The 22,056-nt window shown below is 66.6% G+C and carries 15 protein-coding genes; 8 read left to right on the top strand and 7 right to left on the bottom strand.

Going from position 1 to position 22,056, the window contains the following annotated elements; genetic code table 11:
* Positions 1 to 20 precede the first annotated feature (20 nt).
* Positions 21 to 1,427 carry an argininosuccinate lyase gene (gene argH, locus L5014_RS18580; protein WP_238465195.1) on the top strand — a complete coding sequence of 469 codons (1,407 nt, stop codon included), beginning with the start codon at positions 21 to 23 and terminating at the stop codon, positions 1,425 to 1,427.
* A gap of 244 nt (positions 1,428 to 1,671) precedes the next feature.
* Positions 1,672 to 2,592: a bestrophin family protein gene (locus L5014_RS18575; RefSeq protein ID WP_238465194.1), complete on the top strand. Its 921-nt coding sequence runs from the start codon at positions 1,672 to 1,674 to the stop codon at positions 2,590 to 2,592.
* A 65-nt stretch (positions 2,593 to 2,657) separates the two neighbouring features.
* On the opposite strand, the gene L5014_RS18570 is transcribed toward L5014_RS18575, so the two are convergent.
* From L5014_RS18570 to apbC, 5 genes are all read right to left on the bottom strand, one after another.
* On the bottom strand, positions 2,658 to 3,377 hold the full coding sequence (locus L5014_RS18570) for a lysozyme inhibitor LprI family protein (RefSeq protein WP_420800093.1): 720 nt from the start codon (positions 3,375 to 3,377) through the stop codon (positions 2,658 to 2,660).
* Positions 3,378 to 3,388: 11 nt separating this feature from the next.
* Entirely contained in the window at positions 3,389 to 5,671 is a 2,283-nt protein-coding gene (locus L5014_RS18565) for an arginine/lysine/ornithine decarboxylase (protein WP_238465193.1), read from the bottom strand.
* A gap of 90 nt (positions 5,672 to 5,761) precedes the next feature.
* The gene (gene dcd, locus L5014_RS18560) at positions 5,762 to 6,331 is read right to left on the bottom strand and encodes a dCTP deaminase (protein WP_238465192.1); all 570 of its coding nucleotides are present in this window, start codon (positions 6,329 to 6,331) and stop codon (positions 5,762 to 5,764) included.
* Positions 6,332 to 6,548: 217 nt separating this feature from the next.
* Positions 6,549 to 7,097, bottom strand: a complete 549-nt coding sequence (locus L5014_RS18555) for a superoxide dismutase family protein (RefSeq protein WP_274389415.1) — start codon at positions 7,095 to 7,097, stop codon at positions 6,549 to 6,551.
* A gap of 224 nt (positions 7,098 to 7,321) precedes the next feature.
* Complete coding sequence (apbC, locus tag L5014_RS18550; RefSeq protein ID WP_238465191.1) at positions 7,322 to 8,410, bottom strand: iron-sulfur cluster carrier protein ApbC; 1,089 nt, start codon at positions 8,408 to 8,410, stop codon at positions 7,322 to 7,324.
* A gap of 333 nt (positions 8,411 to 8,743) precedes the next feature.
* On the opposite strand from apbC, the gene L5014_RS18545 reads away from it, so the two are divergent.
* Positions 8,744 to 9,397, top strand: a complete 654-nt coding sequence (locus tag L5014_RS18545) for a YiaD family glycine zipper/OmpA-like lipoprotein (RefSeq protein WP_238465190.1) — start codon at positions 8,744 to 8,746, stop codon at positions 9,395 to 9,397.
* Here the strand turns inward: L5014_RS18545 and L5014_RS18540 are convergent.
* The gene (locus L5014_RS18540; protein ID WP_238465189.1) at positions 9,394 to 9,543 is read right to left on the bottom strand and encodes a hypothetical protein; all 150 of its coding nucleotides are present in this window, start codon (positions 9,541 to 9,543) and stop codon (positions 9,394 to 9,396) included. The two genes, L5014_RS18545 and L5014_RS18540, sit on opposite strands and share 4 nt — an antisense overlap.
* 437 nt (positions 9,544 to 9,980) lie before the next feature.
* Between L5014_RS18540 and metG the strand changes: the two genes are divergently transcribed.
* The 5 genes from metG to L5014_RS18515 all read left to right on the top strand — a co-directional run bounded on the left by metG (position 9,981) and on the right by L5014_RS18515 (position 17,513).
* Complete coding sequence (gene metG, locus L5014_RS18535) at positions 9,981 to 12,128, top strand: methionine--tRNA ligase (protein ID WP_238465188.1); 2,148 nt, start codon at positions 9,981 to 9,983, stop codon at positions 12,126 to 12,128.
* 436 nt (positions 12,129 to 12,564) lie between these two features.
* Complete coding sequence (locus tag L5014_RS18530; protein ID WP_238465187.1) at positions 12,565 to 14,601, top strand: FUSC family protein; 2,037 nt, start codon at positions 12,565 to 12,567, stop codon at positions 14,599 to 14,601.
* Between the two features lie 2 nt (positions 14,602 to 14,603).
* Positions 14,604 to 14,867, top strand: a complete 264-nt coding sequence (locus tag L5014_RS18525) for a DUF1656 domain-containing protein (RefSeq protein ID WP_238465222.1) — start codon at positions 14,604 to 14,606, stop codon at positions 14,865 to 14,867.
* 7 nt (positions 14,868 to 14,874) lie between these two features.
* The gene (locus tag L5014_RS18520; RefSeq protein WP_238465186.1) at positions 14,875 to 15,933 is read left to right on the top strand and encodes an efflux RND transporter periplasmic adaptor subunit; all 1,059 of its coding nucleotides are present in this window, start codon (positions 14,875 to 14,877) and stop codon (positions 15,931 to 15,933) included.
* On the top strand, positions 15,930 to 17,513 hold the full coding sequence (locus tag L5014_RS18515; RefSeq protein WP_238465185.1) for an efflux transporter outer membrane subunit: 1,584 nt from the start codon (positions 15,930 to 15,932) through the stop codon (positions 17,511 to 17,513). The genes L5014_RS18520 and L5014_RS18515 overlap by 4 nt, the downstream gene beginning before the upstream one ends.
* 41 nt (positions 17,514 to 17,554) lie before the next feature.
* Here the strand turns inward: L5014_RS18515 and L5014_RS18510 are convergent, their stop codons facing one another.
* Positions 17,555 to 22,051: a translocation/assembly module TamB domain-containing protein gene (locus tag L5014_RS18510; protein ID WP_238465184.1), complete on the bottom strand. Its 4,497-nt coding sequence runs from the start codon at positions 22,049 to 22,051 to the stop codon at positions 17,555 to 17,557.
* Between the last annotated feature and the right edge of the window lie 5 nt (positions 22,052 to 22,056).

The raw sequence follows: 22,056 nt of genomic DNA, 5'->3' as shown, positions 1-22,056 counted from the left end.
GCTCGTTCACGCCCATCACCATGACGTCCCAACTGCACAAAAAAGGCGAAGCCTGGTCGGCTCGCTTCTCCGAGCCCATGTCGGAGCTGGTCAAACGCTATACGTCGTCGGTCTTCTTCGACAAGCGCCTCGCGCTCGTCGATATCGAGGGCTCGCTCGCGCACGCGTCGATGCTGGCTGCGCAGAAGATCATCTCCGCCGACGACCTCGCCGCCATCCAGGGCGGCATGGCGAAAATCAAGGGCGAGATCGAGCGCGGCGAATTCGAGTGGCTGCTCGATCTCGAAGACGTGCACCTGAACATCGAGGCGCGCCTGACCGCCCTGATCGGCGACGCGGGCAAGCGCCTGCACACGGGCCGCTCGCGCAACGACCAGGTCGCGACCGACATCCGCCTGTGGCTGCGCGGCGAGATCGACCGCATCGGCGGCCTGCTCGGCGACCTGCGCGGCGCGCTGCTCGATCTGGCCGAGCAACACTCGGGCACGATCATGCCCGGCTTCACGCACCTGCAAGTCGCGCAGCCAGTCACCTTCGGTCACCACCTGCTCGCTTACGTGGAAATGTTCTCGCGCGACGCCGAGCGCATGGCCGACTGCCGCAAGCGCGTGAACCGCCTGCCGCTGGGCGCGGCGGCGCTCGCGGGTACGAGCTTTTCCGTAGACCGCTTCGCCGTGGCGAAGACGCTGGGCTTCGACGGCATCTGCGCGAACTCGCTCGACGCCGTCTCCGACCGCGACTTCGCGATCGAATTCACGGCGGCCTCCGCGCTCGTGATGACGCACGTCTCGCGCTTCTCGGAAGAGTTGGTGCTGTGGATGAGCCCGCGCGTGGGCTTCATCGATCTGGCCGACCGCTTCTGCACGGGCTCGTCGATCATGCCGCAGAAGAAGAACCCGGACGTGCCCGAGCTCGCGCGCGGCAAGACCGGCCGCGTGAACGGCCATCTGATGGCGCTCCTCACGCTGATGAAGGGCCAGCCGCTCGCGTACAACAAGGACAACCAGGAAGACAAGGAGCCGCTGTTCGACACCGTCGATACGGTTGCCGACACGCTGCGCATCTTCGCGGAGATGGTCGCGGGCATCACGGTGAAGGAACAGGCGATGCGCGCGGCCGCGCTGCAAGGCTTCTCGACGGCCACCGACCTCGCCGACTACCTCGTGAAAAAGGGCCTGCCGTTCCGCGACGCGCACGAAGCCGTGGCGCACGCGGTGCGCATCTGCGTGGACCGCAATTGCGATCTCGCGGACCTCACGCTCGACGAGATGCGCCGCGAGCTGCCGGCCGTTTCGCATCTGCTGGCCGAGGACGTGTTCGAAGTGCTGACGCTCGAAGGCTCGGTCTCGGCGCGCAACCATGCGGGCGGCACCGCGCCGGAGCAGGTGCGCGCGGCCATCGCGGCGGCGCGCGCGGCGCTCAAGTAAGCACGGCGGGCTCGTCACGAGCCATCGCCCAGCCATGAAGCGCCGGGCAAACGGGCGCGCGGCGAACACCGCCGCGCGCCCGTTTTTTATTTGCTCGTTCACATGCATGCGTGCGCATGCGTCCCAAGCTCGCGCACTGTGCACAATGCAAATCGGTCGAAGTGTACGCCCGGTTTTCGCACCCCACGCCTATCATGGCGCTTGAGACTGGTTTTGCCCGCCCATCCACGACTCGCCTACCCCGATGATCGTCCGCCCACGCCTCCACTGGTTCCGCATGCTGCTCGCGTGGCACGGCTCCGTGCTGCCGCAGCTCCTGTCGCGCCTCATGCTCGTGCTGGCCATTTCGATCGTCGCGGTCGCCGCGCACGACCACATCCTCAAGCTCACGGTCAACATGAGCACCGTGCCGTTCTCGCTCATCGGCATCGCGCTCGCGGTGTTTCTCGGCTTTCGCAACAGCGCGAGCTACGACCGCTACTGGGAAGGCCGCAAGCTATGGGGGCAAATGCTCAACGAGACGCGCTCCCTCGTGCGCGAGTCGCTCACGCTCGTACAAAGCGACGATCCACGGGCACACGTGCGTCCGTTCGCCGAACTGCTCTGCGCGCTGCCGCACGCGCTGCGCCACCAGTTGCGCCACACCGACCCGCGCGCGGACCTCGAAGCGCGCCTGCCGCGCGATGTCGTGGAGCGTGCGATGGCCTCGCGCTACCGCCCCATGACGCTGCTGCAATGCGCCTCCGAATGGCTGCGCAACGAAGTGCGCGCGGGCCACGTCGACGGCTACGCGGTGCTCGCCTTCGAGCGCAATTTCAACGGACTCTCGGATGTGATCGGCGGCTGCGAGCGCATCGTCTCCACGCCGCTGCCGTTCGCCTACACGGTGATGATTCACCGCACCGTGTACTTCTTCTGCGCGCTCTTGCCGTTCGGCCTCGTCGACAGCATCGGCGCGCTCACGCCGATCTTCGCGGTGTTCGTGGCCTACGCGTTCATGGCGCACGAAGCCATCGCCTCGCAGCTCGAAGACCCGTTCGGCACCGATGAAAACGACCTCGCGCTCAACGCGATGTCGGAGAGCATCGAGGCCGCGCTGCACGACCTGCTGGGCGACCCCACCACGCCTGCGGCGCGCGAGCCGGAGCAGTTCATCTTCGACTGAAAAGAAACAGGCGCTCGGGCGTGTGCCCGAGCGCCTGCTTTCCGATCATGCGGCAGCGCGAATGATCACCGGTTATTGACCGTCTCCGACAAACGCTTGAGCGTCGCGAGCCGTGCCCCGAGCAGGTCGAGGCGCGTGCGCTCGTCGATGAGCGGCGTGGTCGCGTCGCGATACGCGCGCCACGCGCTTTGCGCGCGCGAGAGCGCGGGCCGCGTATGCGCCGGCATGCGCGCATACAGCCTGCGGTAATAGCGATTCAAGTCGTAGCTCACGTGCTCGCAGCGCGCATCGGCGCTACAGGCGCGCACGCGCGGCGGCGCGTCGTCGGCGGCCGCCCCGACCTGGCCGCGCAGCGCAAGCGCACGCTCGCGCACCGGCTGCAGGCGCATGTCCGCTTCATAGAGCTGATAGGTCGAGCCACTCGTGGTCGCAAAGGCCGCGCCGAGCATCGTGTCCTCGGCATCGCGCCACGCCGCCCATTTTGTCTGGCTCAGGCGCCAGCGCTTTTGCTGCGCGGGCGGCAGCTTCGCGATCAATTGCGTGAGCGCCGCGTCGGCGGCACCACGCCACGCGGTGCGCGCCTCGTCCATGCACTGGATCTGGCCCGCCGTCGAGGAGCGGTCGGCGCGCGCGAGACACGTGCGCATGCCCGCGTCGATCGGGTCGGCGGCCGCCACCTCGGCATGCGCCGCCGGCGCCATACCAAGGGTCGCCGCCAACGCCATCCCAAGAGTCGCCGCCGTTGCCAGCGCCGTCACGAAAGAACGCAGAATCCGCACCGTCATGCCGCCCGCCCTCAAGCGCGCACGCAATCCACGAAGTACTCGATGCGGCCGTTGATGGTCTCGCCCACGAGTCCGTGGATGTCGGTGTGAAAGCCCGGGAAGCGCTCGTTGAATTCGCGCGCGAACTTCAGGTAGTTCACGATCGTCTTGTTGAAGCGCTCGCCCGGAATCAAGAGCGGAATGCCCGGCGGATACGGCGTGAGCAGGATCGACGTGACGCGGCCTTCGAGTTCGTCGATGGCCACGCGGTCGATCTCGCGGTGCGCGAGCTTCGCGAACGCATCGGACGGCTTCATCGCCGGCTCCATGTCCGAGAGGTACATCTCGGTCGTGAGGCGCGCGATGTCGTTGGCGCGATAGACGCTGTGGATCTGCTGGCACAGGTCGCGCAGGCCCACGCGCTCGTACATCGGATGCTGCGCGACGAATTCGGGCAGCACGCGCCAGAGCGGCTGGTTGTTGTCGTAGTCGTCCTTGAACTGCTGGAGCTCCGTGACCATCGAGTTCCAGCGGCCCTTGGTGATGCCGATCGTGAACATGATGAAGAACGAGTACAGGCCCGTCTTCTCCACGATGATGCCGTGCTCGGCCAGGTACTTCGTGACGATGGCCGCCGGAATGCCGGTCTCGCCGAAGTCGCCTTCCACGTCCAGACCCGGCGTGACGATGGTCGCCTTGATCGGGTCGAGCATGTTGAAGTTTTCGGCGAGCGCGCCGAAGCCGTGCCAGCGATCGTTCGGACGCAGCATCCAGTCGTCGCGCGAGCCGATGCCTTCCTCGGCCAGATCGTCCGGGCCCCAGACCTTGAAGAACCAGTCGTCGCCGTATTCGGCGTCCACCTTGCGCATGGCGCGGCGGAAGTCGAGCGCCTCGGCAATCGACTCTTCCACCAGCGCCGGGCCGCCCGGCGCTTCCATCATCGCGGCGGCCACGTCGCACGACGCGATGATCGCGTACTGCGGGCTCGTGGACGTGTGCATCAGATAGGCTTCGTTGAAGCGGTGACGGTCGAACACGCTGTCCTCCGAGTCCTGCACGACGATCTGCGATGCCTGCGAAATACCGGCGAGCAGCTTGTGCGTCGAGTGCGTCGCGAACACCAGTGCCTTGGTGCGCGGACGGCCCGCGCCAATCGCGTGCATGTCCTGGTAGAACGAATGGAACTCGGCGTGCGGCAGCCAGGCTTCGTCGAAGTGCAGCGTATCGAGCATGTCGCCGAGCAGGTCCTTGATCATCTCGACGTTGTAGACCACGCCGTCATAGGTGCTCTGCGTGATCGTGAGGATGCGCGGCTTCGCCTTCGGGTTCTTCGCGAGCGCCTCGCGCGCGAACGGATTCGCCTCGATCTTCTTGCGGATGTTCTCGGGCTTGAACTCGTCGCGCGGAATCGGGCCGATGATGCCGAAGTTGTTGCGCGTGGGGGTGAGGAACACGGGGATCGCGCCCGTCATCGTGATCGCATGCAGGATCGACTTGTGGCAGTTGCGGTCCACGAGAACGATGTCGCCCGGCGCCACGGTGGCGTGCCAGACGATCTTGTTCGAGGTCGAGGTGCCGTTGGTGACGAAGAACACGTGGTCGGCGCTGAAGATGCGTGCCGCGTTGCGCTCCGATGCCGCCACGGGACCCGTGTGGTCGAGCAGCTGGCCGAGCTCGTCGACGGCGTTGCAGACGTCCGCGCGCAGCATGTTCTCGCCGAAGAACTGGTGGAACATCTGGCCGAGCGGGTTCTTCAGGAACGCGACGCCGCCCGAGTGGCCCGGGCAGTGCCACGAGTACGAGCCTTCGTCGGCGTACTTCACCAGCTCCTTGAAGAACGGCGGCGCGAGCGCGTCCAGATACACCCGCGCCTCGCGGATGATGTGGCGCGCGACGAACTCCGGCGTGTCCTCGAACATGTGGATGAAGCCATGCAGTTCGCGCAGGACGTCGTTGGGCAGGTGGCGCGAGGTGCGCGTCTCGCCGTACAGGAAGATGGGGATGTCCGCGTTGCGCTTGCGCACCGCTTCCACGAACGCGCGCAGCGCGATGATCGCGGGTGCGTGCTCGGGCGCTTCGCCGTCGCCGTTGCTTTCCACGTAGGGCAACAGCTCGTCGTCGTCGATCGAGAGGATGAAGCAGGCCGCGCGGCTCGATTGCTGCGCGAACGACGTGAGGTCGCCGTAGCTCGTCAGCCCGAGGACTTCCGCGCCCTCTTTCTCGATGGCTTCGGCGAGTGCCCGGATGCCGGAACCCGAGATGTTCTCGGAGCGAAAGTCTTCGTCAATGATGACGACGGGAAAACGAAACTTCATGGGCGAATTCTCCAAAAGAAACGACCGCTGCATGTAACGCGCAGCGGTCCCCGTATAGCGTATGTCCAGTGGGTTGTGTGCGCTCGAACGTCAGGTCTTGGGCAGCGTGACGCCGTGCTGGCCTTGATACTTGCCGCCGCGATCCGCGTAAGACACTTCGCAGACCTCGTCGCTCTCGAAGAAGAGCACTTGGGCCACACCTTCGTTCGCGTAGATTTTGGCAGGCAAAGGTGTCGTATTCGAGAACTCGAGCGTCACATAGCCTTCCCACTCGGGTTCGAACGGCGTGACGTTCACGATGATCCCGCAGCGCGCATAGGTGGACTTGCCCAGACACACGGTCAGGACATTGCGCGGAATGCGGAAGTACTCGACCGTGCGCGCGAGCGCGAACGAATTCGGCGGGATGATGCAGACGTCGCCCTTGAAGTCCACGAACGATTTTTCGTCGAAGTTCTTCGGGTCGACGATCGTCGAATTGATGTTCGTGAAGATCTTGAATTCGTCGGCGCAGCGAATGTCGTAGCCGTAGCTCGAGGTGCCGTAGCTCACGATCTTGCGGCCGTCTTCGGACATGCGGACCTGGTCGCGCACGAACGGCTCGATCATGTTCTGCTCTTCGGCCATGCGCCGGATCCACTTGTCGGATTTGATTGCCATGTTGCGCTACGGTCCAGTAAAAACGGGGAACGAAAAAAAGATATTGCGGGATAGAGCCGCAAACGGCCCACGGATGGCCCGCAGACGGCCCACGGACGCGCCTCGCGCACCCTGCCGTCCCGCCTTGGGGCGGGCTGCCGCCATACGAAAGGCGCCTATTTTACGCGATGTGGATCGGCGTGCCTGGAAGTGCACCGCTACCGTGTCACCACGAGCGTCACTGCGCCTTGATCACGCCGCAGGCGAGCGCCGGGCCAGTGCCGCGCGCGGGATACGCGTAGGGGTCGATGGGGTCGCGATGCACGAGCACCGAGCGTTGCAGCACCGAGCGCACGCCGTCGAGCGAGACGTCCGGCGCCACGATGAAGCCAATGGCGACGCCGTTGGAATCCGCATGGATATTGCCGAGGTCGCCCTCCACGCGCACACCCGGTTTGAGGCGATCGGCCGCGGGCGCGAAGACGGCGCCGGCGCTCGAGGCGTCGGCGGCGTTGCAGTCGCCGCGATCGTGGACCTGCACCGCATGGTCGCTGTCCGGCGACAGGCCCATGAGGTTGTAGCTCACCTGCACGCCGTCCGAGCGCTCGACAAACGAGACGGTGCCCCGCACCTGGTTGCCGACAGTAGGCAGAGCCTGCGCGAGCGCGCGCTTGTCCTGCCGGCCCATGAAGCTCGTACAGCCGGCCAGCAGCATGCAGGCGACCAAGGCCAGCACGGCTGCGCGGCCCGTGAGTCTGTGGTCTGCCCTGTCGATTCCTTTGCCCATGCAATCCTCATGTCCGCGTGCGGCCGCCCCTGCGGCCGCCGATCCGGACCCTTGAATGTCACATGATACCGCGCGGATGGCCTCGCGCGCGCCCGGCGTGAGCGCCGCCTCGCACGCCGCAAGCCTTGTGCAGCAAGGCTGAACGAGGCATGCGGCTGGTGCGCCGCGCAGCCGCGGCTCAAACGGGGACAGTTTGCCTGCTTGAGCCACGCCAAAAGCGCCGCTCAGGTGTTCTGCACGACGATGGTCGGGAACTTCGAGCTCATGTCGCGCGCGCGCTCCGCGATCTGGACCGCGATGCGGCGGGCAATCGCCTTATACGTCGCCGCCACGGCGCCATCCGGATCGGCCACTACGGTCGGATGGCCCGAGTCGGCCTGCTCGCGAATTCCGATGTCGAGCGGCAGGCTGCCGAGCACCTCCACGCCGTACTCCCTGGCCATGCGCTCGCCGCCGCCCGCGCCGAAGATGTGCTCGGCGTGACCGCAGTTCGAGCAGACATGAACGGCCATGTTCTCGACGATGCCGAGGATGGGAATACCCACCTTCTCGAACATCTTGAGACCCTTCTTCGCGTCGAGCAGCGCGATATCCTGCGGCGTCGTCACGATCACGGCGCCGGTGACCGGCACCTTCTGCGAGAGCGTGAGCTGGATGTCGCCCGTGCCCGGCGGCATGTCCACCACGAGGTAGTCAAGCTCGCGCCAGTTGGTCTGGCGCAGCAACTGCTCGAGCGCTGACGTAGCCATCGGGCCGCGCCAGACCATCGGGTTGTCCTGCTCGATCAGGAAGCCGATCGAGTTGGCCTGCACGCCATGCCCTTCGAGCGGGTCCATCGACTGGCCGTCCGGCGATTGCGGGCGGCCCTCGATCCCAAGCATCATCGGCAGCGACGGGCCATAGATGTCCGCGTCGAGCACGCCGACCGAGGCGCCTTCGGCCGCCAGCGCGAGCGCGAGGTTCACGGCAGTCGTGCTCTTGCCCACGCCGCCCTTGCCCGAGGCCACGGCAACGATATTCTTCACGTTCGGCAACAGCTTCACGCCGCGCTGCACGGTGTGCGCGGCAACTTCATGGCGCACCGCGACCCGGCTCGACTTGACGCCGGGCACCGCGGCGAGCGCGCCTTCGACGTGCGCGCGAACCGCGTCGTACTGGCTCTTCGCCGGATAGCCGAGCACGATCTCGACGCCCACCGCGTCGCCTTCGATCGTAACGTTGCGCACACCTTTTGCCGCTGCGTACGGCCGGCCCGTATTCGGATCCACGAGGGCCGCCAGCGCGGCGTCGACCAATGCCCGATCAATGCTCATTGAAACTCCGTCTCCAAGAATGCACCGGCGTCCGCGTGACCCGGAATGCCACGATGGGGTCACGTCAGCGCCGGAAATCGCAAGAAATTGTTAAGCTGGATTGCGCAAATGCCCGCGGCAAGGCACGCTTCGCGGCAACGGCCCTTTTGGCACCAAAGGAGCACTTGTCAAGTCGTCGTCGAGCGATGACCTGCAAGTTGCCAAACGATTCACGCAAGCTCCCAAGCCGTCATTGTAGTAGTTGCAGCCGCACGCCGTCCGAAGACCCTGAGCACAGTCGGGAGCGGAAGCGGCGCAAGCAGCCGTCATGTTCACCCAAGAGAGGATTGAAAAATGAACACAAGAATCTTGACCCGTCTGTCCGTCTTCGCCGTCGCCGGTGCGCTCGTCGCCGGCTGCGCGACCCAGCAGGGCACCAACACCGCCGTCGGCACCGGCGTCGGCGCCGGCACGGGCGCAGCGATCGGCGCGATCTTCGGCGGCGGCAAGGGCGCGGCGATCGGCGCAGGCGCGGGCGCGCTGGTCGGCGGCATCACGGGCTACAACTGGACCGCCATCCACAACAAGCTCACGGGCGCGACCAAGGGCACTGGCACGCAGATCACCGAGCAGCCGGACGGCTCGCTCAAGCTCAACATTCCGAGCAACGTGACGTTCGACACCAACAGCTACGCGATCAAGCCGTCGTTTGCACCGGTGCTCGACCAGGTCGCGCAAACGTTGCAGCAGAACCCGGAAGTGGTCGCGCAAGTCGTGGGCCATACGGATAACACGGGCCAGCCGGCGTACAACCAGACGCTGTCGGTCAACCGCGCGCAGAGCGTCGTGAACTACCTCGGCTCGCGCGGCGTAGCCATGCAGCGCATGGCGGCCGATGGCCGCGGCTCCTCCCAGCCGGTCGCCGACAACAGCACCGAAGCCGGCCGCGCCGCGAACCGCCGCGTGGAAATCTATCTGCGCGCGACGGCGCAGCACCAAGGGGGCTAAACGCTCCTGGCGGTGCCGCAGGTTGCCGTGTCGTACAGGTCACGCACACCTTGCGGCACACGCCGCAAAAACGGCAACAGGATGAGCGGGACGGCTGCAAAGCCGTCCCGTTTTGCATTTTGGGCCAGCCGTTTTTGGATCGGCATAAGCCCCATCCTGGCCGCGTCGACCCGCACAAAACCAGCCCATCGGCAGCTCCGAAGCCAAGCCAGCGGGCCAAGTCAGCGAATCGAAAAAATTTTCGAACTCTCGTTCAACTCCACTGTCTTTCTTTACGGTACGTGTGCGGTCATGCCGCCGCGTCACCATTCTCCTCTTGTCGTTGTTGCTCCGGGGCCATCCTGCCCCGGTTTTTTTTGGCCGCGTTTTTTACCGCGTTTTTGCAGATGCACCACGCGAAGGCGTTGCGCAATGCTTCGTTAATGCGCCTGGAATCGCCGGCAACCTGGCCGCTCCCTGCCCGCGTGCCCCGCTCACGCGCCGCCACACGCGATTGCACTGCGCCAGGCGCGCAAACGCGTCGCCCGCCCACCCTGCTAAAATCGCCGTTTCGACCTCCCGCAACACCGGAACCCCCTCTCCTATGTCCGCACCCGCCACCGACCTCGTTGCAGCCGGCGCGCACGCTACCCCAAGCGGCCGCCGCCAGATTCTCGTCACGTCTGCTTTGCCCTATGCCAACGGGCAGATCCACATCGGCCATCTGGTCGAGTACATCCAGACGGACATCTGGGTTCGCGCGCTGCGAATGCATGGCCACGAGGTCTATTACGTCGGTGCCGACGACACTCACGGCACGCCGGTCATGCTGCGCGCCGAGAAGGAAGGCCTCACGCCGCAGCAGTTGATCGCGCGCGTCTGGCAAGAGCACAAGCGCGACTTCGACAGCTTCGGCGTCTCGTTCGACAACTACTACTCGACGGACTCCGACGAGAACCGCGTGCTTTCGGAATCGGTGTACCTGGCGCTCAAGGAAGCGGACCTCATCGAGACGCGCGACATCGAGCAGGCCTACGACCCGGTCAAGAACATGTTCCTGCCGGACCGCTTCATCAAGGGCGAGTGTCCGAAATGCGGCGCGAAGGACCAGTACGGCGACAGCTGCGAAGTGTGCGGCTCGACCTATGCGCCCACCGACCTGAAGAATCCGTACTCGGTGGTCTCGGGCGCCACGCCCATTCGCAAGACCTCGACGCACTACTTCTTCCGCCTCTCCGACCCGCGCTGCGAGCAGTTCCTGCGCGGCTGGGTGGCCGGTCTCGCGCAACCCGAAGCCACCAACAAGATGCGCGAGTGGCTGGGCGACGCAGGCGAGTCGAAGCTCGCCGACTGGGACATCTCGCGCGACGCACCGTACTTCGGCTTCGAGATTCCGGGCGCACCCGGCAAGTACTTCTACGTGTGGCTCGACGCGCCCGTCGGTTATTACGCGAGCTTCAAGAACCTGTGCGAGAAGCGCGGCCTCGACTTCGAGACATGGGTCAAGCCCGACACGAACACCGAGCAGTACCACTTCATCGGCAAGGACATCCTGTACTTCCACACGCTGTTCTGGCCGGCGATGCTGCAGTTCTCGGGCCACCGCACGCCCACCAACGTGTTCGCGCACGGCTTCCTCACGGTGGACGGCGCGAAGATGTCGAAGTCGCGCGGCACCTTCATCACCGCTGAGAGCTACGTCACCACGGGCCTGAACCCCGAGTGGCTGCGCTACTACTTCGCGGCCAAGCTCAACAGCTCGATGGAAGACCTCGACCTGAATCTCGAAGACTTCCAGGCGCGCGTGAACAGCGACCTCGTCGGCAAGTACATCAACATCGCGAGCCGCGCGGCGGGCTTCCTCATCAAGCGTTTCGAGGGCCGCGTGCAGGACAGCGCGATGACCCATCCGCTCATCGAACAGTTGCGCACCGCGATCCCGCAGATCGCCGCGAACTACGAAGCACGCGAATATAGCCGCGGGCTGCGCCACACGATGGAGCTTGCCGATGCGGTGAACGCCTACGTCGATACGGCCAAGCCGTGGGAGCAGGCGAAGGATCTGGCCAACGCCGTGGCGCTGCACGAGACGTGCAGCGTGAGTCTCGAAGCGTTCCGCCTGCTTTCGCTTGCGCTCAAGCCCGTGCTGCCCACGCTCGCCGAGGGCGTCGAGCAGTTCCTCGCAATCGAGCCGCTCACATGGGCCGACGCGGGCAAGACGTTGTCGTCGCAACAACCGATCAACGCGTACAAGCACCTCATGACGCGCGTGGACCCGAAGCAGATCGAAGCGCTGCTCGCCGCGAATCGCGACTCGCTGCAGGCGACCGAAGCGCCCGCCGCTGCTGCCGACGCGAACAAGAAGTCGAAGGCTTCGAAGGAAGCAAAGAAGGCCGAGCCGGAAACGCCCGAAGTCATCTCCATCGACGACTTCGCGAAGATCGACCTGCGCGTGGCGCTGATCGTCGATTGCAACATCGTGGAAGGCTCCGACAAGCTGCTGCAACTCACGCTCGACGTGGGCGAAGGCCGCACGCGCAATGTGTTCTCGGGCATCCGCTCCGCGTACAAGCCGGAAGACCTCAAGGGCAAGCTCACGGTGATGGTCGCGAACCTCGCGCCGCGCAAGATGAAGTTCGGGCTTTCGGAGGGCATGGTGCTCGCGGCTTCCTCCGCCGACGAGAAGGCCGAACCGGGCCTTTATATTCTCGAGCCGCATAGCGGCGCGAAGCCGGGCATGCGGGTGAGGTAAGACATCGCCCAACCATGCTAAGCCCCCTCTCGCCGAGGAGCGCTTCGCAAGCAGACGCAAAAACACCCCGCAGGCGCGTTACGCTGCGGGGTGTTTTGCATTTGCGCGGCCTTGTGACAATCGGTTGGCGGCACCGGCACGGGAACAGTGTCGGGCGGGACAGGTGAAAGCGGAACGTCACCAGGACACGAGAAAGACACACCGCGCACAAACAGCCGCCCACCTCAAAAATCATTTGGAATACTGAATCTAATTTGATAATCACCAAGGCAGTCAATTTTAAGATCAAGAGCCCTCCTTTAAAATTTCCCGAATCGATCCGCATAGATAGAGCGAGCGTCCAGGCACTTCACGAACGTTCCAGACACGGCGAAAAGCGTTCTTGCGAAATCGTTTCACAACAGCACACTTCGCATGAATTCACTCTCCGGTGTCCATGAATAGCCGCTTCACTGCAAGTCCGTTTTTCTTCTCCCTCAAGACGTACCTCGCAGCCATCCTCGCGCTGGGCATCGCGTTCTGGCAGGACCTGCAATTCCCCTACTGGGCAATGATGTGCGTGTACATCCTGGCCCAGTCGCAATCGGGCATGCTGCGCATGAAGGGCATGCAGATGGTCAGCGGAAGCCTGATCGGCGGCGCGATCGGGGTGGCCGTATCGATCCTGTTCGCGACCTCGCTCACCGCGGTCATGGTCGGGCTCACGCTCGCGCTGATGGCCGGCATGTATCTCGCCAACCGGCACCGCCGCTCCGACTTCTACGTGTTCCTGCTGAGCGGCGTCACCTGCCTGCTGGTCGCCATGCCCGGCCTGGCCACGCCCGACGAGGCGTTCACGCGCGCGATCGACCGTATCGAGGACGTCATGGTGGGCGTGTGCTCGCTGATCTTCGTCGACACGCTGCTGTTTCCGCGCGACGGTCTCGCGAACGCGTCCGCGCTCACGCGCAAGTGGCTCGACGGCATGCGCCAGGTCGCCGTGGGCGTCCTGCGCGGCCAGCCGATCGACCATCAGTTGCCTGCTCGGGTCGTCCAGGAGACGCTCCAATTGACTCCGCTTGGCGACGGCATGGGCTACGAAGGATCGAGCTACGGCTGGCAGCGCGGTAGCGCGCTCTTGTCGCTGGTGACGCGCGGCATCCGCATCGTGCCCGTGCTCTCGTCGATAGGCGACTTCGACCGCAGGTTCGGCGCCACGGCGGCGCATCCCGACGATATCGGCACGCGCGAACTGCTCGCGCAATGGATCGAGGCCGGCTGCGCCGACGACGCCCGCTCGGCCACGCTGCGCCAGCGCCTGCGCCCGCCCGCCGCCATCGACCCACGCGACCGCGCGGCTGCGGTCAGGCTCTGCTACCGGCGCTACCTGCGCGGCATCTACGCGGGCTACCGGCTCATGCATCGCGCCCTCGCGCAGATCGGACAGCCCGCGCCCGGGCACGTTCAGGTGCCGCCCGGTGCACGCATGGCGCCCTCGACCTTCGCCCAGGTCGACCGCGCGTTCGCGCTGCGCGGCGCGCTTTGCGTGGGACTCCATATGGCCTTGTTCGGCGCGCTCTGGAATGCGACGGGCTGGGACGCGACGATGGCATTCGGCATGCTGCTAAGCGCGATCTTCATATCCGTTGCCACACTGACCAGTGCGCCACTGCTGTTGATGAAAGCCATCGCGAAAATCACCGGCATCGGGATGGCGATCGTCGCGTTTTATGTGGTCGTGGTGCTGCCCGCCGTCGACTCGTTTTTCATGCTTGCGCTCGTGCTCCTGCCTGCCCTCTTTCTGCTGGGATTCCAGATCCTCAAGCTGGGCGGTGTGCTGTTCGCGATTCTGCCCATGGCCATGCTAAGAATCGGCTCCGACGGGGCAGGCGCCACGTTCGATACGCTGCTCGGCAGCGTGATTGCGATGTATCTCGGCATCGCGGTCGCGGCAATCGCCAACATCCTGATTCCGTTGCCGTCCGCCGCGGCTTCGGTGCGATGGCTCGTGAAATCGAGCGTGCGCGACATGACGCAAACAGGCGATCGTCACGGTGCCGATACGCGTCGCCATGCGTGGCGCACGCTCGATCGCTTCATGGTCATCCAGACACGCAAGCCCGCCTCGCAAGAAACGCAACCCGATGATCCCGGCATGCAGACCTTGCGCGTCCTGCGAATCGGCGCGGGGCTCGGCATGTTGCGCCGCTGGGGCGGCACGAAGGCCGAACGGCGCACGATCGTCAACGCGACCGCGCACACGCTGCGTGAGTACCTTGCAAGCCGGGTGCGTACGAACGGCCCCGATGCCGTCCCGCTCCCTTCCGCGCTCGAAGCCGCGTTCAGCGACGCCGCCTGCGCTGCTGCCGCCAACGCGCAGGCCTTGCGCGCGCTGGTCGAGATGCGCGTCGCGCTCGACGCCTTCAACCGGCCCTTTAACCGGTCCCTTGATCCGCCCCTTGACCGGCCCTTTGTTGAGGAATCCAGATCGTGAACATGACTGCGGACGTCAATCTGTTCGGCGTCTATATCCCGCCACTGGTGTTCGCCGCGGTCGCCGCATTCGCGCTGCTCTTCCTGGTGCGGCGCGGGCTCGATCGCGTGCGGTTCTATCGGCTGATCGCCCTGCGCGACGTCTTCGACCTCGCGCTCTATTTCGTCATCCTCGCTGCGCTGCTGTACGTGTGCGGCGGGCCGACGCTCACCCCCTTGTTCGGCGCGCTGCGAGATGCTCAATGGCGCCTGGCCACCACGACTTGAGAACTTCATGAGCTGGATTCCTCGAATCGCCCGCATTGCGGCGATGGCTGCCGCCATCATCGCCGCGCTCTGTGCCATCTGGTACGTCTGGACTTACTACGCACTCGACCCTCGCACCCGCAATGGCCACGTGCGGGCCGACGTCATTGGCGTCACCACGGACGTGAGCGGCATCATCACGAACGTGCACGTCGCCGCCGACCAGCGCGTGAACAAGGGCGACCTGCTGTTCCAGGTGGATACCGAGCGCTTCACGATCGCGGTCGAGCGCGCACGCGCGAACCTCGAAAGCGCCCAGGCCGCGCTCGTCTATGCGCAGCAACAGGCAAGCCGCAACCGCGGACTGCGCGGGCTCGTCGCGCAGCAGGCCATCGACCAGTCGGACAGCGAATTGCGCAATGCGCGCGCAGCCGTCGATCAGGCTCGCGCGGCGCTGGCATCGGCCAATCTCGACCTCAAGCGCTCGAGCGTGCGCGCGCCGGTCAGCGGCATCGTCTCGTATGTGGACCTGCGGCCGGGCGCGTTCGCGACGCCGGGCCAAGGCATGATGGCGCTCGTCGATCTGGATTCGCTGCGCGTCGAGGGCTATTTCCAGGAAACGCGCCTGAAGCACGTGCATGTGGACGACCGCGCACAGGTGCAGTTGATGGGCGACGACAAGCTGCTCTATGGTCACGTCGCGAGCATCACCAGCGCGGTGAATGATTCGGATACGAGCATCGGCCGCAACCTGTTGCCGAGCATCAGCCCCAACTTCGCGTGGGTGCGGCTCGCTCAGCGCATTCCCGTGCGCGTGAAGCTCGACCCTCAATACGTGAGCGACGCGCTGGTGCCCGGGCGCACGGCCACGGTCGTCGTCCTCGGGCCGGACCGGCAGCGCGGCCAGGACGGCAAGCTTCCCACGAGCAAGAGCGCGCCGGGCGCAGTGGCTGCACCGGGCACGCCCGGCACGCCCGGCACACTTGGCACGCCTGGCACAAGCGGCGGCGCCTCTGACGCAGCTCGGGTCGCAAGCGGCGCGGCCGCGATTCCCGCCTCCGCCGCGCATGCTGGAGCCGCATCTTGAGCGCCGCCCGCCTCGTGCCGCGTTACGCCGCGCTCGCCGCTGCCTGCGCGCTTGCGAGCGGCTGCTCGCTGCTGCACCCCGTCGGTCCCGACTACCACGCTCCCGCCGCCACCTCGGCGACACTCGATGCGGCGCGCGACAAGGCGTTCTCGCCGCAATCGCCGCCGGGGCCGTGGTGGCAGCTCTACGGCGACCCCGTGCTCGATGGCTACGTCGCCGAGGCGCTGCGCGAGAACCGCGATCTGCGCGCGGCCGCCACGCGCATCGAGGCGACGCAATCGATACTCGACCAGGCAAAAGCCGCGCAATTGCCCCAGACGAACGTGGACCTGAACGGCGGACGCCAGCGCAACTGGATATACGGCTCACCGGTCCTGCTGGTGTTCAACGCCATCAATGCGTCAATCGGCGCCTCTTATGAGCTCGATCTCTTCGGGCGCGTGCGGCGCTCGATCGAATCCGCATCGGCGAGCGTGGAGGAGCAGCAGTTCGCGTTCGCCGCCACGCAAATCCGCGTTGCGGCCAGCACGGTTGGCTATTACGTTGGCGCTTGCCAGGCCAATGCGGCGATTGCCGCGGCAAAGCGCACCGTGCAGGTCGATCAGGACATGCTCGACGCCACGCAACGCCTCGCCCGCCACGGCGCCACGAGCGAGCTCGACGTGACCCGCACGCAAGCCCTGCTCGAAAGCAACCGCGCGCAACTGCCGGCGCTGGAAGCGCAACGCACGGCCGCACTCTATGCGCTCGCGGTCATGCTCGGCCGACAGCCCGACAAGTATCCCCCCGAGGCCGCGCAATGCCAGGCGCCACCGACGCTCGCCCAGCCGCTCCCCGTCGGCGACGGCCTCGCGTTACTGCGGCGACGTCCCGACATCGCGCAAGCCGAGCGGGCGCTGGCAACGGCGACCGCAAACATCGGCGTGGCGACGGCCGACCTGTACCCGGACATCAGCCTGGGCGCATCGTTCGGCTTCAGCGGCTCGAACCTGAGCAACACGTTCAGCACCACCGGCCGCACGTGGACGCTCGGGCCCGTCATCAACTGGACCTTCCCGAACGTCGCGGTCGCGAAAGCGAAGATCCGCGCAGCCGGTGCAAGCGCCGATCTCGCAAAAACCCAATATGACAACACGGTGCTCAATGCACTCAAGGAAACCGGGACCGCGCTCGACAGCTACGCGCGCCAGCTCGATCGGCACGCGCAACTGCGCCAGGCCCGCGACCTGAGCCGCAAGGCGTTCGATCAGGCGACTCAGTTGCATCGGCATGGCGCGGTGCCGTATCTGGATGTGCTCACCGCGCTAAAGTCGCTTGCGCAGGCCGAGCAGCAATTCGTCAACGCCTCGGGTGAGGTGGCCGCCGATCAGGTCGCGGTGTTCTATGCGCTGGGCGGCGGCTGGGACGGTGCGGCGCAGCGCGCGGCGGATCTGGCGAAGGCCGCGGCCGAGTCGCGGCACGACGGCGCGCCCGCCGATGGTGCCGATGGTGCCGATGGTGCCGATGGTGCCGCTGGCAGCGATAGCGCCGGCACGGCCAGTGCAGCCGCCCGAGCCCGCCAGCCCCCCGAAGCGCACTAGAGCCCGCGCCCTTCACCCCCTCCAGCGCGTGCCCACACGCGCTACCACTTGATGCGATCGAAGCGCCGCGTATAGAGAACGTCGGCGCCATAGAACGTGCCGCCATAAGCGGCCACGGACCAGTAGCGAGTGAGGTTGAGCGTGAGCTTGATCGCGTTCGCGGCCGACTGCAGGCCCTGTTCGTAGCCAAGCACAACCCGTTCGGTAAGGACCTTGGAGAGCATCACGACTTCCGGGTCGGTGAGGCCCACCTCGCTGCGCCCGATCGAGAATTCGTCGAGACCGATGCTCTGCGCGATGCGCTTGCCCTGCGCGCTGCCGAGCAGCGCGAGCGCCGTCGTCATCGCGTTCTGCTGGCCGACGTTGTTGCCCTGGTCGGTGCCGTGACCGAACAGGAGCCAGGAAAGCTTGTCGCTGTCGGGCACGTTCGGCTCGGAGACGAGCTTCGCCACCGGCGCCTGGATCGTGCCCGTGACCTGCACGCCCGCCTCCACCTGCTGGTTGCGCTTCATCGCGAGAATGTTGATGCCCGGATTGCCGACCGGCCCGTTGAAGGTGAAGAAGCCGTTCTCGATGTTGAGCTTGGTGCCGAACGCCGTGTAAGTGGAGCCTTCGGTCACCCGCACGTTGCCGACCGCGCGCAGCGGCACGTCCGGCGCACTGGTCACGGTGATCGTGCCGGCAAGACCGAGATCCGCGCCCTGCCCGTGGAAACGGAAGTCGCGCCCGAGGCTGATGGCGATGTTCGAGCGCGGCGCAAAGCGCGGCGCGGGCTTTTTCGACGCCGTCTCTTCGATGGGCGGCGGCGTGCCGCCCGTCGTCGTGCCGTCGGGGCGCACGATCACGACGTCGTCGCCGAGCGCGGGCGCGGCCGACTCCGGCATGTCGAAGCGCGCGCGGTCGACGGTGAACTTGCCGTCGATCTGCATGCCGCCCAGATGCCCGCCATTGGCGATGCTCGCGCTGCCCGAAAGCGACAGCTTGCGGTCGGGTGAAGCAAACAGCTCGAGCTTGTCCGCGATGATGTTCGCGGTGAGATCGGGCTCGGCATTGTCGAGCGCCACGCGGCCCGTCGCGCGCAGCGTGCCGCTCGTCGCGCCGTGGAACTCGACCTGCTGGAAGTCGACGAGATTCTTCGAGAGCGCGATGCGGATCACGCCGTCCTTGAGCTCCAGCCCCTGATCGACGACGGTCGCGGAAATGCCGTCGCCAACGAGCGAGCCCGTGAGGTTCGGCTTCGCAACAGTGCCGCCCAGTGCGAGGTCCAGCGCGAGATGGCCGTCGAGCAGATAGCTCGGACCGAGCAGGCCGCCGGTGGTCTTGAGCGAAGGCACATTCGCCTTGATCGTGCCGCCGAGCGGCGCTTCGTCGGCCACCGTGAGCATGCCGTCGCGCGGCACGAGCGTGGTGTTCGCGTCGATGTCGAGCACGCCCACGCGGCTCGCCTTCGCGCGCGCCGTGAGCGTGAGCCGGTTGCCGCCGCTGAACGCCGCGCGCGCGTTCAGATCGCTGATGCCGAGCGAGGCCAGGCCGCGCCCGATCTCGGTCGTGATGTCGCCCGAGCGGCGCTTCACCTGCACATAGCCGCTCGCGCTCTGGCCGATCGAAAAGTCCCAGTCGCCATCGAAGACCAGATCCGATTTGAGCGTGGACGGCACGCCCGTGAACTGCTGGCGCAATTGCATGATGCGCGCGACCGAGACGTTCGTGAGCGTGCCCGCCGAGCGGATGCGGCCGTGGTCGAGATCGAACGACTTCAAGTCGAGCGAGGCGCCAATGGCCGCGATGCGCGCCGCGCCGAGCGTGACCTTGCCCGGCCCCGCGCTCACCGTCACCGGCGCCTCCAGCTTCACGCCCGGCACGCCGCGATTCTCGAGCTGCGTGAGCGTGCCGTCCCAGCGCGTACCCTCGCGGGTGTCCGAGAGCTTGCCGTTGGCCGCCACCGCGAAGTCGATCGGCTGCCCCTGCACCTTGCCCTTCGCGCTCGCGGTGAGCGCATGCTTCGCGCGCGTGCCGGAAAGGCGCGCGCTCAGCGTCGTGATGTCGACGCCCGCCACCGCGATACCGCTCGCGTCGGCGCTGAAGGCGAGCGCCCCGTTCGCGCCGTCGTGCGCTTCGGCGCGGCCCTCGGCGTGGCCGACCCGGTTCTCGCCGATCACCACGTTCGCGGCCTTGTAGTCGAGCGTCACGTCGGGATGCGCGAAGGTGCCGGTCAGGTCGCCGCTCGCCGCCAGTTGGCCCGCGACGCCGAAGCCGAGCCGGTCGAGCTGCGGCGCATCCACGCGAAAGCGCAGGCGGTCGCCACGCACGCCGAAGCTGCCCTGCAGATCGACGGTATTGCCCGCGACCGAGAGATTCGCGCGGCTCGGCAGGATGCGCGAACCTGCTAGCTGGACGAGGCCCTCGCCGCTGAGCGGCAGGTTGTCGTAGACACTCGGGCCGAGCTTGAACTGAGCCTTCGTCGTGAAAGTGGGCGCGAGCATGCCGCTGGCGTTGAGCGTGCCGTTCACGCGCGCCACGATGCGTCGCGCCGGGGCCTTGGGTGCGGATTTGCGTGGGGCCGTTTTCGGTGTCGCGGTTTGCTTTGTGGCCTGGGTGGCGCTTTGCGTTGCGCTTTGAGTGGTATTGCGCGCGACGTTCTGCGCGTTTGCCTGCTCGCTCGTCTGCGCCGGATTGAGCGCGGGGTTCATCGCCGGATTGAGCGCGAGGTTGCGTCGCGGATTCAGGGCATTCTTTTCGGCGGCGCGTTGCGCATCGGTGGGCGCTGCGGGTTTGACCGGCTTATGTGCCGCGCTCGTGCGCGTCGGCACCTGCGACGCCAGCGCAAGCGGATCGAAATTGGTCAGCACCGCCTTGAGCGTGTAGCTGGAATGGGCGTCATGCTTGAGTGCGCCCGTGATGTCGAGATGCCCTGCGCCCGAGCTCAGCCGCACGTCGTTGAAGGCGAGACGCGCGCGATCCTGCGTCACCTTGCCTTGCAGGCGCAGCGCGGCCTTCGGATCGGCAAGATCGAGCGCGACGCTCTGCGCGTCGCCAGCGAGGCGCACGGTGATCGGCCCGGCCAGTTGCGTCGGGAGCACGCTCCCTTCGAGCGCGTTCAGATCGAGTGCCGCCACCTTGAGGTCGAAGCGGCCGTTACGCCCGCTCAGTACGCCGCCGCCCGTCACCGTCGCGTGCTTCACGAGCCGCACGTTCAGGTTCGAGAGGCGTTGCGTGTGTGCATCGAGCACGACGTCCGTGCGCGCGTCGATGAGCGGCAGCAGATGCGCATCGATGGCGCCCGGCTTCGCGTTGACGACCGACACGGTGCCCGCAACCGTAAAGCCGGCCGCGTTGGGATTCTCGTGGCCCGGCGCGGCGCTTGAAGCGCCCGAAGCCCCCGAAGCGAGGGCTGCGCCGGACGCCGCCGCCTGCGACGCCGCCTCGGACGCGAACGGCTTGACGCCGCCCTGCGCCGGTTCCAGATCGGCGCGCAACGCGAGATCGGCGAGCGGCGCGCCCGGCGCGAACGCCTGCGGGTTCACGTGATCGAACGCCAGCGTCGCGCGCTTGAGCGGCACCGCCGCGAACGGCGCCGCCTCGAGGTGCGCCTGCCCCGTCAGCTTCATGCCGCTCGCCGCGATTTCGGCGCTGAGCGCCTCCAGCGATCCGCCCAGGCGCGCGTTCATCTGCACGTCCTCGTTGTTCACCTTGCCCGCGTAGCCGAGGGTGCCCGAGAGTGCGAACGGCCGCACGCCGTCGAGCTTCGCGCTCGCGTTCAGCGCGCCATATGGCGTATCGAGCTGCTCGACGGCCGCCTCGTGGTGCCGTCCGTCGCTGCGGCCATGGAAGGCGAAATTCGAGAACTCGGTGGCCGAGGTGCCTTGGTGCAGCGTGAGCTTCGCCACGCGCACATCGCGGATCTCGAGCGCGAGCGGCAGCCGCAGATCGCCCGGCAGCGTCATCGGCGACGAAGGCTCAGTGGTGGCGGACGGCACGATGCGCGCATCGACGTCGCCCACATGCAGATAGTCGAGCACGAAGCGCCAGGGCCGGCCCTCATGAATTTCCAGTGCCCACTGGCTGCTCGCGCGGTCGATCGCGAAGGTCGTGCCGTCCTTGCCGCGCCAGCTCACGTCGTGCAAGCGCAGGCCCGTTGCGATGGTGCCGCCGTCGAGCGTGCCCGCCAGTTGACCGCCCATCACCTTCACGGCCGCGCGCCAGGCCCAGGCCGTGCCGCGCTCGGTCGTCGCCACGCCGTAGACGAGCCCGGCCACCAGCGCGACGATCAGCACCGGCGCGGCAACCGCCCACGCAAGCGATTTCCACACCCGGCGGCGGCGGCGCGGCGGCGGTGCGTCCGGCTCGCGGCCTTCGCCGGACGGCGGGGCGCCAGCGCCGCCGGCTCCGTTCGCTCCATTCGACCCACCCGTTCCACCCGTGCCGTCGCCGCCCCGCGGCGGTTCAGACGGCGGCCCCCCCCCCCCCTCCGACGGCGCGGCAAACGCCATCCTGGGCACGAGCCAACCCGCGCAACGTAAGCGTTCGTGCGCGCTCATGCGGT

It is taken from the genome of Paraburkholderia tagetis, from assembly GCF_022213065.1.
Lineage (GTDB): Bacteria > Pseudomonadota > Gammaproteobacteria > Burkholderiales > Burkholderiaceae > Paraburkholderia > Paraburkholderia tagetis.
This window is presented reverse-complemented; position numbering and strand designations above follow the sequence as displayed.

Excerpts from the sequence above, each read along its gene's own strand:
- argH (WP_238465195.1), top strand. The coding sequence starts at position 21 with ATGACGTCCCAACTGCACAAAAAAGGCGAAGCCTGGTCGGCTCGCTTC.
- L5014_RS18575 (WP_238465194.1), top strand. The coding sequence starts at position 1,672 with ATGATCGTCCGCCCACGCCTCCACTGGTTCCGCATGCTGCTCGCGTGG.
- L5014_RS18570 (WP_420800093.1), bottom strand. The coding sequence starts at position 3,377 with ATGACGGTGCGGATTCTGCGTTCTTTCGTGACGGCGCTGGCAACGGCG.
- L5014_RS18565 (WP_238465193.1), bottom strand. The coding sequence starts at position 5,671 with ATGAAGTTTCGTTTTCCCGTCGTCATCATTGACGAAGACTTTCGCTCC.
- dcd (WP_238465192.1), bottom strand. The coding sequence starts at position 6,331 with ATGGCAATCAAATCCGACAAGTGGATCCGGCGCATGGCCGAAGAGCAG.
- L5014_RS18555 (WP_274389415.1), bottom strand. The coding sequence starts at position 7,097 with ATGGGCAAAGGAATCGACAGGGCAGACCACAGACTCACGGGCCGCGCA.
- apbC (WP_238465191.1), bottom strand. The coding sequence starts at position 8,410 with ATGAGCATTGATCGGGCATTGGTCGACGCCGCGCTGGCGGCCCTCGTG.
- L5014_RS18545 (WP_238465190.1), top strand. The coding sequence starts at position 8,744 with ATGAACACAAGAATCTTGACCCGTCTGTCCGTCTTCGCCGTCGCCGGT.
- L5014_RS18540 (WP_238465189.1), bottom strand. The coding sequence starts at position 9,543 with ATGCCGATCCAAAAACGGCTGGCCCAAAATGCAAAACGGGACGGCTTT.
- metG (WP_238465188.1), top strand. The coding sequence starts at position 9,981 with ATGTCCGCACCCGCCACCGACCTCGTTGCAGCCGGCGCGCACGCTACC.
- L5014_RS18530 (WP_238465187.1), top strand. The coding sequence starts at position 12,565 with ATGAATAGCCGCTTCACTGCAAGTCCGTTTTTCTTCTCCCTCAAGACG.
- L5014_RS18525 (WP_238465222.1), top strand. The coding sequence starts at position 14,604 with ATGACTGCGGACGTCAATCTGTTCGGCGTCTATATCCCGCCACTGGTG.
- L5014_RS18520 (WP_238465186.1), top strand. The coding sequence starts at position 14,875 with ATGAGCTGGATTCCTCGAATCGCCCGCATTGCGGCGATGGCTGCCGCC.
- L5014_RS18510 (WP_238465184.1), bottom strand. The coding sequence starts at position 22,051 with ATGAGCGCGCACGAACGCTTACGTTGCGCGGGTTGGCTCGTGCCCAGG.